The organism is Antarcticibacterium sp. 1MA-6-2, assembly GCF_021535135.1.
Lineage (GTDB): Bacteria > Bacteroidota > Bacteroidia > Flavobacteriales > Flavobacteriaceae > Gillisia.
The window spans coordinates 2,950,623-2,965,590 of record NZ_CP091036.1; the positions used below are offsets into that span (position 1 = coordinate 2,950,623).

General features: G+C 38.0%; 12 protein-coding genes, 1 tRNA gene and 2 pseudogenes. 10 read left to right on the plus strand and 5 right to left on the minus strand.

Annotation, left to right across the window (positions count from 1 at the left end):
• Positions 1–44: 44 nt before the first annotated feature.
• Positions 45–115, minus strand: a tRNA-Cys gene (locus LZ575_RS15035).
• Positions 116–167: 52 nt separating this feature from the next.
• Entirely contained in the window at positions 168–524 is a 357-nt protein-coding gene (gene folB / locus LZ575_RS15040) for a dihydroneopterin aldolase (RefSeq protein WP_235325299.1), read from the minus strand.
• A 188-nt stretch (positions 525–712) separates the two neighbouring features.
• Between folB and LZ575_RS15045 the strand changes: the two are divergent.
• The 4 genes and pseudogenes from LZ575_RS15045 (at position 713) to LZ575_RS15060 (ending at position 3,702) form a co-directional block, all read left to right on the plus strand.
• Positions 713–2,392, plus strand: a pseudogene (locus LZ575_RS15045) (glutamine--tRNA ligase/YqeY domain fusion protein).
• A gap of 117 nt (positions 2,393–2,509) precedes the next feature.
• Positions 2,510–2,968, plus strand: coding sequence for a YtxH domain-containing protein (locus tag LZ575_RS15050; protein WP_311195815.1), 459 nt, complete (start codon positions 2,510–2,512; stop codon positions 2,966–2,968).
• 2 nt (positions 2,969–2,970) lie between these two features.
• Positions 2,971–3,321: a phage holin family protein gene (locus LZ575_RS15055; RefSeq protein ID WP_235325301.1), complete on the plus strand. Its 351-nt coding sequence runs from the start codon at positions 2,971–2,973 to the stop codon at positions 3,319–3,321.
• Positions 3,322–3,324: 3 nt separating this feature from the next.
• On the plus strand, positions 3,325–3,702 hold the full coding sequence (locus LZ575_RS15060; protein ID WP_235325303.1) for a DUF6327 family protein: 378 nt from the start codon (positions 3,325–3,327) through the stop codon (positions 3,700–3,702).
• A gap of 86 nt (positions 3,703–3,788) precedes the next feature.
• On the opposite strand, the gene LZ575_RS15065 is transcribed toward LZ575_RS15060, so the two are convergent.
• Positions 3,789–4,769 (minus strand): SPFH domain-containing protein, encoded by a 981-nt coding sequence (locus LZ575_RS15065; RefSeq protein ID WP_235325305.1) that lies wholly within the window; start codon positions 4,767–4,769, stop codon positions 3,789–3,791.
• A 71-nt stretch (positions 4,770–4,840) separates the two neighbouring features.
• Between LZ575_RS15065 and LZ575_RS15070 the strand changes: the two genes are divergently transcribed.
• Entirely contained in the window at positions 4,841–5,356 is a 516-nt protein-coding gene (locus LZ575_RS15070; protein ID WP_235325307.1) for a hypothetical protein, read from the plus strand.
• 158 nt (positions 5,357–5,514) lie between these two features.
• Here LZ575_RS15070 and gltX read toward each other — a convergent pair whose 3' ends face one another.
• On the minus strand, positions 5,515–7,029 hold the full coding sequence (gltX, locus tag LZ575_RS15075) for a glutamate--tRNA ligase (RefSeq protein WP_235325309.1): 1,515 nt from the start codon (positions 7,027–7,029) through the stop codon (positions 5,515–5,517).
• A 172-nt stretch (positions 7,030–7,201) separates the two neighbouring features.
• Between gltX and LZ575_RS15080 the strand changes: the two genes are divergently transcribed.
• From LZ575_RS15080 to LZ575_RS15100, 5 genes and pseudogenes are all read left to right on the plus strand, one after another.
• Positions 7,202–10,549, plus strand: coding sequence for a DUF4175 family protein (locus LZ575_RS15080; protein ID WP_235325311.1), 3,348 nt, complete (start codon positions 7,202–7,204; stop codon positions 10,547–10,549).
• Positions 10,530–10,962, plus strand: a pseudogene (gene ybeY / locus LZ575_RS15085) (rRNA maturation RNase YbeY). Before LZ575_RS15080 ends, ybeY begins: the two are co-directional and overlap by 20 nt.
• 16 nt (positions 10,963–10,978) lie before the next feature.
• Complete coding sequence (mnmG, locus tag LZ575_RS15090; protein ID WP_235325312.1) at positions 10,979–12,850, plus strand: tRNA uridine-5-carboxymethylaminomethyl(34) synthesis enzyme MnmG; 1,872 nt, start codon at positions 10,979–10,981, stop codon at positions 12,848–12,850.
• A gap of 61 nt (positions 12,851–12,911) precedes the next feature.
• The gene (locus LZ575_RS15095; RefSeq protein WP_235325314.1) at positions 12,912–13,775 is read left to right on the plus strand and encodes a bifunctional 2-polyprenyl-6-hydroxyphenol methylase/3-demethylubiquinol 3-O-methyltransferase UbiG; all 864 of its coding nucleotides are present in this window, start codon (positions 12,912–12,914) and stop codon (positions 13,773–13,775) included.
• Positions 13,776–14,001: 226 nt separating this feature from the next.
• Positions 14,002–14,517: an OmpH family outer membrane protein gene (locus tag LZ575_RS15100; RefSeq protein ID WP_235325319.1), complete on the plus strand. Its 516-nt coding sequence runs from the start codon at positions 14,002–14,004 to the stop codon at positions 14,515–14,517.
• 176 nt (positions 14,518–14,693) lie between these two features.
• Here the strand turns inward: LZ575_RS15100 and LZ575_RS15105 are convergent, their stop codons facing one another.
• Positions 14,694–14,963 (minus strand): hypothetical protein, encoded by a 270-nt coding sequence (locus tag LZ575_RS15105; protein WP_311195816.1) that lies wholly within the window; start codon positions 14,961–14,963, stop codon positions 14,694–14,696.
• Between the last annotated feature and the right edge of the window lie 5 nt (positions 14,964–14,968).

Sequence of the window (14,968 nt, forward strand, 5' to 3'; positions counted from 1 at the left end):
AATTTTAAAGAATAAAAAAAGCCTCCTATAAAAGGAAGCTTTTGAGGCATCGAGCGGATTCGAACCGCTGTACGAGCTTTTGCAGAGCTCTGCCTAGCCACTCGGCCACGATGCCATTAAAATTGGTTGGCAAATGTAATAAAATTTTCCAGTAACAGAAGAAAAAACTAACGGGATTTACTTCGGTATACCGTAACCATTCCCACATCTCCTCCTAAAGGCGGATTTATTTTTGAGACCCCCACCTTTACTTTTTGTACCAGTAGTAATTCATCCAGGACCCGGTTAAGAATCCTTTCTGCCACAGTTTCAAGGAGTTTTGCCCTTATAGCCATTTCCTCTTTTACTATTTTGTTCAGGTGAACATAATCAATGGTATCTGCTAAAGAATCAGTTTTAGCTGAGTGAGAAAGATCACCTTTTACAGTAAGATCTACCCGGTAATCACTTCCAATTTTTCCTTCTTCATCAAGGCAACCATGGTAAGAAAAGACCTTGATGTTGCGCAATTTAATTTTTCCCACTATTTATTTTTTTACAAAGTTAAAGAGCTTCATTGTTTTATTCCCATAAATTAATTTTTTTCGATTTTACGGTAAAAATAGCCTCTTGAAGAAATGATGGAAATGATGTTTTTTCTGATAGATGCCTGTACAAAAAGCGATTTTATTTTTGGTAACTTTGCCATCTATTTTATATAAGAAGCACGATTATGGCTGAAGTAAAAAGATCTCTCAATTTCATTGAGCAAATTATAGAAGAAGACCTTAAAAATGGGTATTCTCAGCAGGATTTGAAATTCCGTTTTCCCCCGGAACCTAATGGATATTTACATATTGGACACGCATCCTCAATCTGTCTTAACTTTGGGTTAGGAGAGAAGTACAATGCACTTAGTTAACCTTCGGTTTGACGATACCAATCCTATAAAGGAAGAACAGGAATTTGTTGATGCTATAAAAGAAGATGTCGTTTGGCTTGGCTTTAAATGGGCTAATGAATGTTATGCTTCCGATTATTTTCAGCAACTGTACGACTGGGCTGTAGAACTTATTAAGAGAGGGTATGCGTATGTTGATAGTCAAACTTCAGCAGTCATTGCCGAACAAAAAGGAACTCCAACCCAAGTAGTACAAATAGCCCTTTCCGTGATAGAAGAGTAGAGGAGAACCTGGAGTTGTTTGAGAAAATGAAGAATGGGGAAACTACCGAAGGAGCTCACGTGTTACGTGCCAAAATCGATATGTCTTCTTCAAATATGTTGATGAGAGATCCTATTATGTACAGGAGCTTACATAAAAAACACCATAGAACCGGGAATGACTGGAATATTTATCCAATGTATGACTGGGCGCATGGTGAGAGCGATTTTATTGAAGGTGTGTCGCATTCCTTTTGTACCCTGGAATTTTTGCCGCACCGGGAGTTGTATAACTGGTTTTTGGAAAAGGTAAGCTCTTCTGAAGATTTTCTTCCTAAACAAAGGGAATTCGCACGTCGCAATTTAAGCCACACCATTGTAAGTAAAAGAAAACTCTTTCATTTAGTACAAAAAGGAATTGTAGCTTCCTGGGATGATCCAAGGATGCCTACTATCTCAGGGCTTAGAAGAAGGGGATATACTCCTGCGTCAATTAAAAAATTTGCTGAAACTATAGGAATAGCTAAAAGGGAGAATGTAATAGATGTTTCTCTTTTAGAATTTTGCATACGTGAGGATCTTAACAAAACAACTCAACGTGTCATGGGAGTTTTAGACGCTGTGAAATTGGTTATTACTAATTATCCTGAAGGGAAAGAAGAATGGCTGGAGACTGAGAATAATCCTGAAGATGAAGAGGCGGGTACAAGAGAGATTCCTTTTTCAAGAGAAATTTACATTGAGCGGGAAGACTTTAAGGAAGAGGCTAACCGAAAGTTTTTCCGATTAAGCCTTGGTAAGGAAGTGAGGCTTAAGAGTGCTTATATTATTAAAGGAGAAGGAGTAGTTAAGGATGAAAACGGGGAAATTACAGAAATTCATTGTACTTATGATCCCAAAAGCAAAAGTGGAAGTGGGACCGAAGAATCATTGAGAAAAGTAAAGGGAACGCTCCACTGGGTATCTGTACCTCACGCTCTTGAAGCTGAAATACGCTTATATGACCGATTGTTCACTGAAGAAACACCAGATACTGATAAGGAGAAAGATTTTCTGGAGTTCATTAATCCCGAATCTTTAAAAGTAATTAAGGGATATGTAGAGCCCGGACTTAAGAATGCTGGAGTGGCCGAAAAATTCCAGTTTCAGAGAATTGGATATTTTTGTGTAGATAAAGAAAGCTCAGCTGAAAACCTGATCTTCAACAGGACTGTTACACTTAGGGACTCCTGGGGTAAGCAGGGCCAATGAGAGTGATGTGTTAAGAATACTTTAGCATTGAATTTTTACATATTAACTTAGGTTATTAACAGCCATAGGTTACTGTTTAGAGTATATTTGAAAGAATATTAACTAAAAAAGACAATTATGGCAAATACTGGAAGTACTTTTCTGGCTTTAGTAACAGGCGCAGCTATTGGAGCTGTTGCGGGTATTTTATATGCACCTGACAGTGGTGAGAAAACTCGTCAGAAGCTTGGCGAGGACGCCAGAAGAGCTCAGGATGAATTCAATAAAAGATATCAGGAAACTTCATCTAATCTAGGCACTAAGGCAAAACAGGCCAGAGTGGATTTTGAACGTCGTTTAGAAGAAACTTTATCTTCTGCCAGTTATAAGGCTGATGAAATACTGTCTGCTATGGAATCCAAGCTTGAAGATCTTAGAAAGCAGAATTCTAAGTTCCAGAAAGACACAGCTTCTGGTTCAACAGGATCTGGTTCTACAAGTTCTTCTGGCACTATAGGAGATACAACAGGTAGTAAAACCGGAACAACTGGTGGTGGTAAATCAGGACCACAAACTACTGGACAAGCAGTTATTTAAACATGGCTTTTGAAAATCTAAGTTATAGCATTAGTAGCCTTAAGGAAAGTATTCAAGCTGTAAAACAAAGCAGTAAAGAATACTATAAACTTAGCGCATATAAGGGTGCAACGAAGGGAGTTGTCTCTATTATTGTAGGGGTTTTAGCAGCTTTTTTTGCTATTGTAGCCCTTATGTTCCTTTCAGTGGCTCTTGCTATTTATCTTAGTAATGTTTTAGATTCTCCCAGTGCAGGTTTCTTTATTGTGGGAGGAATTTATATACTGTTCCTCATTCTTCTGTTTGTTGTCGGTAAGAAATATATCGAGAAAACTGTTTTAGTCAAATCTTCACGTAAATTCTTTAATAACTAAATTATGAAAGAATACAGATCATTTGAAGAAGTTGACCGCGATCTTAAGATCCTTAAGTTGCAGAATGAAATAGAAAAGGAGGAGCTGAAATTGAACATAAAACACGTGAAAAGGGAGATTTCTCCTAAAGTTTTATTGGGAAATCTATCTGACCTGGTTAAGCGTAAAGCTTTAGAAGCTAAAGCGATGGTTGAGGGTGCAGCTAAAGGTTTTATTGAAGAGTATAAGGATAACAATCCCCCTCGTGTTGGTGCTGATTTAAGAGTGGAACCAATTGACAATGAAATGGCAGGTCCTGTTGAAACAGAAATAATAGTGGAAAAAGTTATTATAGACGCCGGGACAGACGAAGTGAACAGGGATAAACCTTTTAATCCTTAAAATTTATATTTAACAGTAAAAGCTGGATCTCATTAATAATACATTCTTTTGTATATTGAAGTGTTATTAAATAGATCCGGCTATTCTTATTCCTTTTCTTCCCCTGATTCTTTGGCTCTTTTTTGTTCTTTTACGTTTACAATACCATCCCTTATGTTTTTCTCTTTCATTGCTTCACCTATTTGATTAGAAGCTGAAAAAGAAGCAATCATATTATTGAGCATGTCACTTCCTGCCTGAGGAGAATTAGGAAGTAAAATAAGATTTGTGTTTGTTTCTTCCCCTATTGCCTGGAGAGTATCATAGTGTTGGGTAACTACTATAAGAGCTGATGCTTCCTGGGAATTAATTCCCACCTTATTCAGCACATCAACACTTTCCTCTAAACCTCTTGCTATTTCCCTTCGTTGATCAGCGATTCCCTGTCCTTGTAGCCTTTTACTCTCAGCTTCTGCACGGGCTTTCGCAACGATTTTTATTCTTTCAGCCTCTGCAATGTATTCTGCAGCCACTTTCTCGCGTTCTGCGGCGTTTATTCTGTTCATGGCACTCTTTACCTGTGCATCAGGATCAATGTCTGTTACAAGCGTTTTAATGATGTCATAGCCGTAATCTGACATTGCCTGGTTAAGTTCTCGTTTTACAGCAATAGCAATGTCATCTTTCCGCTCAAAAACATCATCCAGTTTCATTTTTGGAACTTCTGCTCTTACAACGTCAAATACATAAGAGGTTATCTGGTCGTTGGGATTCTCCAATTTATAGAAAGCATCATAAACATTTGCCTTGATCACCTGAAACTGAACAGAAATTTTCAGTTTTACAAATACATCGTCTTTTGTCTTGGTTTCCACCAAAACATCCAGTTGTTGTACTTTTAAACTAATTCTTCCTGCTATTTGATCAATAATGGGAACTTTAAAGTGCAAACCCGAATTGCGTATGCTATGGAATTTCCCAAACCTTTCCACCACAGCAGATTTTTGTTGCCTAACCGTAAATATTCCGGAAAAAACTATTACCAGAGCAAAAACGATTATTAACGGGATTAAAACATATCCTATCATAGTCCTGAATAATTTATTAGTTCAAGATAGTGATAAAAAAACTACATTTATCGTGAACAAATCTTAAAGGAATGGGTTTAAAAGGATATTTTTTGATGCTGGTCCTGCTGTTTTTTTCATGGCAGTCTTTTTCCCAGCGATACCCTAAAGACACCTACAATAGTCTCGGGATACAGGCAGGAGTAAACTATGGAGGATTAACCAGTGATGATCTAAGCTTCACCAGGCAAATTGGTTTTTCAGCTGGTTTATCCACACGTGCCAATATCTACAATAAATTTATTTTCCTATATGGCCTTAATTATTTCCAGTACAATTCAGGCATGGAAGTGATGGAGCAGGGGAGTGGCCGACTTACAGAAACATTTTTTGAAACCAATGGGGTACAGATAAATTTCTTTGTGGGTCATAAGATCATTGGGGATTACCTGAGTATAGAAGCAGGTCCTGTCCTTCAAATAAACAGCAAGTTTACTCCTGAAGAAGGTCTGGAAAATGCAAAGATCCCCGGTTACAACCTGGTTGCCGGGGATCTTGAAGATATTTCGAAACTAAATTTTGCAGTTGCCGGAGAAATTTCTGCTTAGCCTTCGCAGATTTAAAGTATTTGCTCAGTACCAGTATGGACTTTCCAATATGTTCGGAAATTTGGAACCCGTAGAAACTAGGTGATACAGGAAATCGTGTGACAGATCTTAATGGCAAACTAACTCTTGCTACGTTAGGACTTGTCTTTTATCTCTAATTACAAATTTTCCTTAGCGTAGTTCAGTCTTTTTACAGTTTCTTCCTTCCCAATAAGCGCTGCGATCTCAAAAACATCGGGTCCCTGCATTGCACCTACAAGGGATAATCTGAAGGGTTGCATTACTTTTCCAAAACCAATGTTATTATCTGTGATCCAGGTTTTAATTTGATTCTGGAGATTCTCAACATTATAGGGCTCAACTTTTTCAACAATTTGTGAAAGCTTCTCTATAATTTCAGCAGTATCATCCTTCCAGACTTTTCTAGCGGCTTTTTCATCAAAAGACTCCGGTGCCTGGAAAAAATAACTTCCAAGTTCCCAGATATCATTTACAAAAACTGCGCGTTCTTTTAATAAACTCACAACTGTAGTGGTATATTTTTTTTCTGAATTAATGCTTTTTTTGTCAAGGATTTTCTGAAAATCTTCGGCTAATTTTTCATCAGACTGCAGTTGTAAATAGTGCTGCTGAAACCATTTCGTTTTTTCAGGATCAAATTTAGCTCCTGATTTGTGTACCCTGGAAAGTTCAAAAGCCTGTACTAGCTCGTCCAGTTTGAAGAACTCCTGTTCCGTCCCGGGATTCCATCCCAAAAAACTAAGCATATTGACCACAGCTTCCGGAAGATAATTTTCTTCCCGGTATCCTGAGGAAATTTCTCCTGTTTTAGGATCTTTCCATTCAAGTGGAAACACAGGAAAGCCCATTTTATCTCCGTCACGTTTGCTTAATTTGCCTTTTCCCTGAGGCTTTAGTATTAAAGGTAAATGCGCAAATTTAGGAGCATCCCAGCCAAAGGCACGATATAGTAGAACATGTAGGGCAAGAGAAGGCAGCCATTCTTCACCTCTAATTACGTGGGTGATTTCCATAAGGTGGTCATCCACTATATTGGCGAGATGATAGGTGGGCATTCCGTCGCTTTTGAACAAAACTTTATCGTCAAGAATGTTAGTGTCTATTTCCATTCCTCCTCTTATCTCATCTTCCAAATGCAGCGTTTCTCCTTCGGGAGACTTAAAGCGGATGACATATTCTTCACCTGCAGTAAGTTTTTTCTCTACCTCCTCTTTTGGAAGAGACAGGGAATTTTGCAGTTTCTGCCGATTATGCCAGTTGTAAATAAAAGTTTTACCTTTTTCTTCGTGATCTTTCCTGTGGGCATCAAGGGCTTCGGCAGTATCAAAAGCGTAATAAGCATTACCACTTTCAATTAGTTCATCGGCGTATTTTTTATACAAATGCGCCCGCTCACTTTGTTTGTAGGGCCCGTATCCTGCTTCTTTTCCGGGGCCTTCATCATAAGGGATCCCGCACCAGTTTAACGATTCAATTATATATTCTTCGGCTCCTTCTACAAAGCGATTTTGATCTGTATCCTCAATTCTTAACAGAAAATCTCCGTTATGTTTTTTTGCAAACAGGTAATTGTAAAGAGCTGTTCTCACTCCACCAATATGTAACGGACCTGTAGGGCTGGGCGCAAATCTTACCCTTACTTTAGCTGGCATAAATTTAATTTTAGACGCAAAGGTAAGAGATATTAGGAGGAAATGCCACTTAAGCAAAAGAGAGAAGAGGCAAAATGACGCAGGAGATTAATACAGAATATTTTACCTCTTGTAAAGCTCATCAAATTAAAAGAAATTTGTAGTTTTAAAAATAGATTAGAAGGGGACTGGAATGGAAGAATTTAATTACATAAAAAAGCAGCTTGAAGAATTTATCAGGAGATATTATCTTAATGAATTACTTAAGGGAAGTATCCTGTTCTTCTCCATCTGGCTGCTGTATTTTCTTCTGATATTATTTATTGAACATTTCTTCTGGCTTTCCCCGCCCAACCGAAGTATACTTTTCTGGTTGTTTATAGCAGTTTCGGCCGCACTGTTATTTCGGTTTATTCTTATTCCCCTGGCCCGGCTCTTTAAACTATCAAAAGGAATTGATGAAATAGAAGCTTCCAGGATTATTGGAAAACACTTTCCAGAGGTGAATGATAAACTGCTGAATGTCCTGCAGCTAAAAAATAACGCACAACAGTCTGATCTTTTAATGGCAGGTATTGCGCAAAAGTCAAAGGAATTAAAACCTGTACCTTTCAAGCTTGCTGTCAATTTTAATAGCAGTCTCAGGTACTTAAAATATGCAGCTTTTCCAATCCTAATTGTACTGGCTATTTTCATAACCGGAAATCAAAATGTTTTTTCGGATAGTTATGAGAGGGTCGTACATTACAAAACCGCTTATGAACCTCCTGCACCTTTTTCGTTTCACCTTGAAGCTGAAAATTTAAAGGTAGAAGAGGGAAGCTCCTTTCCGCTTCGTGTAAACACCACGGGTTCTATTGCACCAGAGACGGTTGCAATACATTTTAATGATGAGAGCTATTTTCTGCGAAACACAGGTCCTGCCACTTATGAGTATGTTTTTCAGGGGATTAAGGAGGATATTCAGTTTTATTTAAGTGCCAATGGGGTGACTTCCAGGAGTTATGTTGTTGAGGTGGTCGAAGTGCCAAAAATCTTAGACTTTCAAATGTCTCTTAATTATCCGCGTTACCTTAACAAGCCTTCAGAAGCAATTAAAGGTACTGGAAATATTACTGTGCCCGAAGGAACTGAAGTCTCCTGGAACTTGCAGACAAAAGCTACAGGGGAGGTGCTATTTTCAACAAGAGACACTATAAGACAGTTTGAAAATAAGGCTGAATCTTTCAATTTTTCGACAATTCTTTATTTTGATGTGGACTACCAAATCACTACTTCCAACTCCGAAGTAGAGAAGTATGAATCGCTGCGTTATTCTGTTGCTGTGATAAAAGATCAATTTCCGGAAATTAATGTTCAGCATAAGAGAGACAGTATAGACGGGGAGGAGTTGTATTTCTTCGGAAAAGTTTCTGATGATCACGGAATCTCTAAACTTAACCTGGTTTACTACAACACCGAAGAAGGCGAGGAAGCTTCTGAAAAAGTTTCCATTCCTGTGAACAGGGAAGTATTCAATGAATTCTTTCAAACGTTTCCCGGGAATGTGAAGCTGGAAAAAGGAACAAATTACAACATGTATTTTGAGGTATTTGATAATGATGGAGTACATGGGGCAAAAAGAAGTGAGAGTGAACTATTCAGTTACAGGGAAAAATCTGATAATGAAGTTCAGGAAGAAAACCTTCAGAAACAGGGGGAGTCTATAAGAAATCTTTCTGAAAGCCTGGAGAAGACAAAACTTTCAGAAAAGGAACTGGAAGAATTATCACGTCTTCAAAAGGAGAAGGAGCAATTAAATTTCAATGACAGAAAGAAGATGGAAAATTTCCTCGAGAGGCAAAAACAGCAAACAGAAATGATGAAAAATTATTCTGAAAAGCTGAAGAAAAGCCTACAGAGTGAAAGTCCACAGAAGGAGAATGAATTCAAGAAAGAGCTGGAACAGAGGTTAGCTAGAAAAGAGGAACGCCTGGAAGAGAATGAAAACCTTTTGGAGGAACTTCAGAAATATGCAGATAAATTAAGCCGGGAAGAATTAACTGAAAAGCTGGAAAAACTTGCCAAGCAGAACACAAATGAACAAAAGAGCCTGGAGCAAATTTTAGAGTTGATGAAGCGTTATTATGTGCAGGAGAAAACCTTTAAAATAGCAAATGATCTTTTAGAGTTGGGTGAAAAGCAGGAGGCGATATCAGAAAAGGATTCGGCTAATACTCCCACGAAGCAGGAAGAAATTACAAAGGAATTTGAAGACACTAAGGAAGAATTAGATGAACTCGAAAAGGAAAATGAGGGATTAAAGAAACCTATGAAACTTGGAAGGGAAGAGGAAGATGAATCAGAAATTTCTGACAAACAAAAAGAAGCTTATGAGAAATTAGAACAGAATGATAAATCGGGGGCTAAACAGAAACAAAAGGAGGCCGGACAGAAAATGAAGGAAATGGGCCAGAAGATGAAAGCCCAGCAAGCAATGGGTCAGGGAGAACAACTTGAGGCAAACATGGAAAGTCTTCGGCAAATTTTGGATAACCTCATGGTTTTTTCTTTTGAACAGGAAGAGCTTTTACTCACGTTTAGAGGTCTCAGGCCTAATGCGCCTACTTATGCAAATGAACTTAAGAAACAACAGGTATTAAAAGAACATTTTCGGCACGTAGACGACAGTTTATTCGCACTTGCGGTTAACAACCCGATGATCTCGGAAAAGATAACCTCTAAGTTGACGGACATCGAATTTGATATTGATAAATCCCTGGAAAGGCTTGCTCAAAATGAAATACCGCAAGGTACCGCGAGCCAACAATATGTCATGACCGGGACCAATGATCTTGCACTTATGTTAAGTGAGGTTTTTGACAATATGCAGCAAATGATGAATGCCAGTAGTTCGCCCGGTGAAGGACCGGGTCAGGGAGGCAAGGGTGGCAAACAGTTAAAGGATATCATTATGTCCCAGGATGAGCTTAATGAAATGATGAAAGAAGGTTTAGGTCAAACTACAGGGGAGAAACCCGGTGAGCAAGGGGAAGGCGGAGAAGGAGAGAAAGGTCAGGAGAAGGGTTCTTCAGGTCAGGAAAAGGGAACAGGCGGAGAAGGTGAAAATGAAGAAAGGCAACAGGAGGAAATGAGCGGAAAACTTTTTGAGATCTTTAAACAACAACAGCTATTAAAACAGCAACTCCAAAACAAGCTTCGTGAAGCCGGAGAGGAGCCGCAGAATTCAGGATTACTTAGAGAAATGGAACAGGTGGAAAGGGAGATACTTGAAAATGGTTTTAACCAGAGAACTCTTGATAGAATGAACAGAATCTCACACAGGATGCTGGAGCTGGAGAATGCTTCTTTTGAGCAGGAAGAGGAAGAGCGAAGAACGGCTAAAACCAACCTACAGGAGTTTCAAAATAATGCTCAGGATCAAAATCTTAAGGCTAAAGAATATTTCAATTCAACCGAAATTTTAAACAGACAAACCTTACCTTTGCGGCAAATTTATAAAGCTAAAGTAAAGCAATATTTTGAAGCCTTCGAAAATTAATTTCTATTCCGAAAATTCCTTTGAGCTCCAGAATCAGGAAAAATATTCCTCCTGGATTGAAAATGTCATTTCTACTGAGGAGAAGAAGCTGGAGGAGATAAGCTATATTTTTTGTGATGATGAATATCTTCTTTAGTCTTAATGAGGAGTATCTTAAGCACGACACATACACCGATATCATAACTTTTGATTACTCTGTGGGAAGAATTCTTCAGGGAGATATTTACATAAGCACGGAAAGAGTAAAGGAGAATTCTGAAATCTACAATGTTAGTTTTGATGATGAGTTACGACGGGTAATAGTACATGGAGTTCTTCACTTGTGCGGATACAAGGATAAAACTGACGAAGAATCTTCTTTAATGAGAAAAAAAGAAGAGGAGAAAATGCAATTGTTCCACGTGGAACAATAACAAGAAAAATGATTTTATGTTTGACAAAGTATATGATGTTATAGTTGTTGGTGCAGGACATGCAGGAAGTGAGGCCGCTGCGGCTTCGGCTAATATGGGATGTTCTACATTATTAATTACTATGAACCTTCAGAATATAGCCCAAATGAGTTGTAATCCTGCTATGGGCGGAATTGCAAAAGGGCAAATTGTAAGGGAGATTGATGCTCTTGGTGGTTACAGCGGATTGGTGAGTGACACAAGTGCAATACAATTTAAAATGCTTAATAAATCAAAAGGACCTGCTATGTGGAGTCCCAGAGTGCAGAGCGACAGAATGATGTTTGCTGAACACTGGAGACTGCGTTTGGAACAAACCAAAAATCTCGATTTTTATCAGGAGATGGTTGCAGGCTTAATAGTAGAGGGAGACGAAATTAAAGGAGTTAAAACTTCTCTTGGAATAGAAATTAGAAGTAAAGCTGTAGTTCTTACTAACGGTACTTTTCTAAATGGGTTGATACATATTGGAGATAAAAACTTTGGTGGTGGAAGATCTGGAGAAAGAGCGGCTACAGGAATAACCGAAGAACTTGTTCAGTTAGGTTTTGAATCAGGAAGAATGAAAACCGGAACTCCTCCTAGAGTAGATGGGAGATCTTTGGATTATTCAAAAATGGTTGAGCAACCCGGTGATGATGTGCCAGGAAAATTTTCATATTTAGATGTGACGAAACCTTTATCAAAACAGAGGTCATGTTATATGACATACACTTCACCTCAGGTTCATGATTTACTAAAAGAAGGTTTTGATCGCTCCCCAATGTTCAATGGCAGAATAAAAAGTATTGGCCCCAGGTATTGTCCTTCTATAGAAGATAAGATTAACCGTTTTGCAGATAAAGACAGGCATCAACTTTTTGTAGAACCCGAAGGTTGGAATACAGTAGAGGTTTATGTAAATGGATTTTCTACATCTTTACCCGAGGATGTTCAGTTTAAAGCTTTACGATCTGTAGAAGGATTTGAGAAAGTAAAATTCTTTAGGCCTGGTTATGCAATAGAATATGATTACTTCCCGCCTACACAATTAAAACATACCCTTGAAACCAAATTGGTAAACGGCCTTTATTTTGCCGGACAAATAAATGGTACTACAGGTTACGAAGAAGCAGCTTCACAAGGACTAATGGCTGGTATAAATGCAGCTTTAAAAGTGCAGGAGAGAGATCCATTTATCCTTAAAAGAGATGAAGCTTACATTGGTGTTCTTGTAGACGATCTTATTACAAAAGGAACAGAAGAACCATACAGAATGTTTACTTCCCGGGCAGAATACAGGACATTACTTCGACAGGATAATGCAGATTTCAGGCTTACTGAGCAATCCTACAATTTAGGATTAGCAGGGGAGAAGCGGATGAGAAAAATGGAAGAGAAGAAGGAGAAGTCTTTTAAATTTGTTGAATATTTAAAGGAGACCAGCGTGGTACCTGAATATTCAAATCCAGTTCTTGAGGGGAAGGATTCTTCTCCAATGAAACAGAGCGATAAAATCTTCAAAATATTTTCCCGTCCTAATATTACAATGGAAGACGTCAAATCTTTTCCTGGTGTTAGAGAGTTTATTGCTGAAAATGATCTTAATGAGGAGATGCTTGAGCAAACTGAAATTCAGGTAAAATATTCCGGTTATATTGATAAGGAAAAAAACAACGCCGATAAACTTCACAGGCTCGAGGAAGTAAAAATTCCCGGTAACTTTGATTATTCAAAAATTAAATCAATGTCTTTTGAAGCAAGAGAAAAGCTCAACAAAATTCAACCTGTAACCGTTTCCCAGGCTTCCCGAATTAGCGGGGTTAGTCCCAGTGACATATCGGTCCTTTTAGTTTATATGGGTAGATAATGTTTCACGTGGAACATTATCAATTTTTTGTAAATTGTTTTCTAAACTCTACACTCCAATAGTGAAAGAAAAATCTTCTCCTTCCCTCAACGAGGTATATTACGTTTGTAAAGATCACACAGTTTCTGGTGAAAAATTCAAGTTGATTTTTGATCCACAAACAGAGATGTTGGTAACTCATCCGCGTCCGCAGGCAGATGAGCTTCCTGCTTATTACGAAAGTCCGAAATACATTTCACATACAGATTCCAGGAAAACCTTGACTGATAAACTATATCAGAAAGTAAAAAAATACATGCTCGTTAAGAAATTGAGGTGGATTGAAAAGAAGGTTCCTAAGAAGGGGAGAATCTTGGATATTGGAGCAGGAACGGGTGATTTTCTTTTTGAAGCCAGGAGCAGAGGGTGGAGGATAAATGGAATTGAGCCGAGTGAGGCGGCGAGAAAAAAAGCCTCTGAAAAAAATGTGAAACTTTCTCTTGATGCCACAAATTTTAAGTCGGAAAAATTTGATGTTATTACACTTTGGCATGTTCTGGAACATGTCCCAGATCTGAGAAGTCAAATTATAGAAATTGAACATCTACTTAAAAAAAATGGTTTGCTCGTTATTGCCGTCCCAAATTTTCAAAGTTATGATGCGAGGTACTACAAAGAATATTGGGCCGCCTTTGATGTTCCCCGTCACCTTTGGCATTTTTCTCAAAATAGCTTTAGACATCTTTTAGCTGGAACAAGTTTGAAACAAACCGATTTAAAACCTCTTATTTTTGATTCGTTTTATGTAAGCCTGCTTTCTGAAAAATATAAAACTGGTAACACAAACTTTTTACGGGCCCTATACACTGGCTTGAAATCAAATTATCGAGCCCGGTTCTCTTCGGACTACTCCTCCATTGCATATTTCTTCAGGAAATTAGGTTAAAAGTCCAAATAAGCGTTTTTAAGGAGAGTTATCTACTTGAAACAGGTAAACTATAGTTCCATTTAAAATTTCACCCTTAAATCCTTTCTAAATCAATAGAATTTTATTCTGAAACTTTATTAATACAATCGGCACCATAGATTTTTCTTATGAAAAGGAAAAATTAAAAATATAATCTAATCCACACATACTTTATTACTTTTGCTGTAAAATAAATTTTAACAACATGAAAAAAATAATTTTGGTTCTTTTAGTTGCAGCCGGAATGGTAAGTTGTAACGAACAAAAAACCGCTTACGTTGACACAACAAGATTAATTAAAGAATATTCTGAAATGCAGGAGGTGGAAGCAAAATTCAACACCCGCTCTGATCAGGTTAAGACCGAACTGGATTCCCTAGCAAGAACTTTTCAAATGGAAGTTCAGGAATACCAACAGAATATGAATAGTATGTCTACTACTCAAAGACAGGAAAAAGAAGAAGAACTTATGCGTAAGCAGCAAACCATTCAACAACAGCAGCAAAGAATGGGGAATCAACTACGCCAGGAAAGCGATGTGGTTATAGATTCTATTGTAACCAAAGTAAAAGATTACGTGCAGGACTATGGTAAGGAAAACAACTACACCTATATTTTTGGATCCAATGAATCTGCAAACATAATGTACGCTGAAGAAGGACTTGATATTACAGAAGAAGTACTTCAAAAATTGAACGACAGCTACAAGAAGCCTGAATAATAAGCTTTAAGTATTTTAAAAAAGCTCCATTTATGGGGCTTTTTTAAATTAAGACATTATGTATACTCCGAAGATCACCACGATAAAATAACCCACAATTGTAAAAGCACCTGCATAATCTTTTGCAACTCTTTGCCCAAACAGCAGCATCAACAGCGTAATCCCGGCAAGGATGCTTAAGCATAAAGAGCAATGTCTATAAGGTTGTAAAGCAGGAGCTGTCCAATTCCTACCAGCGCTAGAATTCCGGAAAGGACTTCTAGAACCAAAATTATTCCCAGCATAAGGGGAACCTGTCCCGCTAGAAAAGTTTTTGAAAAATGACCTTTTAGCCAACCAAGGTTGCCTTTCCAATCTGTGAGTTTGTCTATTCCCGATTGTAGAAAAGTGATCGCAATAAAAAGAAGGATAAGGACTTCGGTTATATGAACTTGTAGTTGTTCCATTAGAA

What these genes read in the sequence shown, in the direction of transcription:
- LZ575_RS15055 (WP_235325301.1), top strand. Translation starts at nt 2,971, where the DNA reads ATGGCTTTTGAAAATCTAAGTTATAGCATTAGTAGCCTTAAGGAAAGT.
- LZ575_RS15105 (WP_311195816.1), bottom strand. Translation starts at nt 14,963, where the DNA reads ATGGAACAACTACAAGTTCATATAACCGAAGTCCTTATCCTTCTTTTT.
- LZ575_RS15065 (WP_235325305.1), bottom strand. Translation starts at nt 4,769, where the DNA reads ATGATAGGATATGTTTTAATCCCGTTAATAATCGTTTTTGCTCTGGTA.
- LZ575_RS15050 (WP_311195815.1), top strand. Translation starts at nt 2,510, where the DNA reads ATGGCAAATACTGGAAGTACTTTTCTGGCTTTAGTAACAGGCGCAGCT.
- LZ575_RS15070 (WP_235325307.1), top strand. Translation starts at nt 4,841, where the DNA reads ATGGGTTTAAAAGGATATTTTTTGATGCTGGTCCTGCTGTTTTTTTCA.
- LZ575_RS15080 (WP_235325311.1), top strand. Translation starts at nt 7,202, where the DNA reads ATGGAAGAATTTAATTACATAAAAAAGCAGCTTGAAGAATTTATCAGG.
- LZ575_RS15100 (WP_235325319.1), top strand. Translation starts at nt 14,002, where the DNA reads ATGAAAAAAATAATTTTGGTTCTTTTAGTTGCAGCCGGAATGGTAAGT.
- gltX (WP_235325309.1), bottom strand. Translation starts at nt 7,029, where the DNA reads ATGCCAGCTAAAGTAAGGGTAAGATTTGCGCCCAGCCCTACAGGTCCG.
- LZ575_RS15060 (WP_235325303.1), top strand. Translation starts at nt 3,325, where the DNA reads ATGAAAGAATACAGATCATTTGAAGAAGTTGACCGCGATCTTAAGATC.
- mnmG (WP_235325312.1), top strand. Translation starts at nt 10,979, where the DNA reads ATGTTTGACAAAGTATATGATGTTATAGTTGTTGGTGCAGGACATGCA.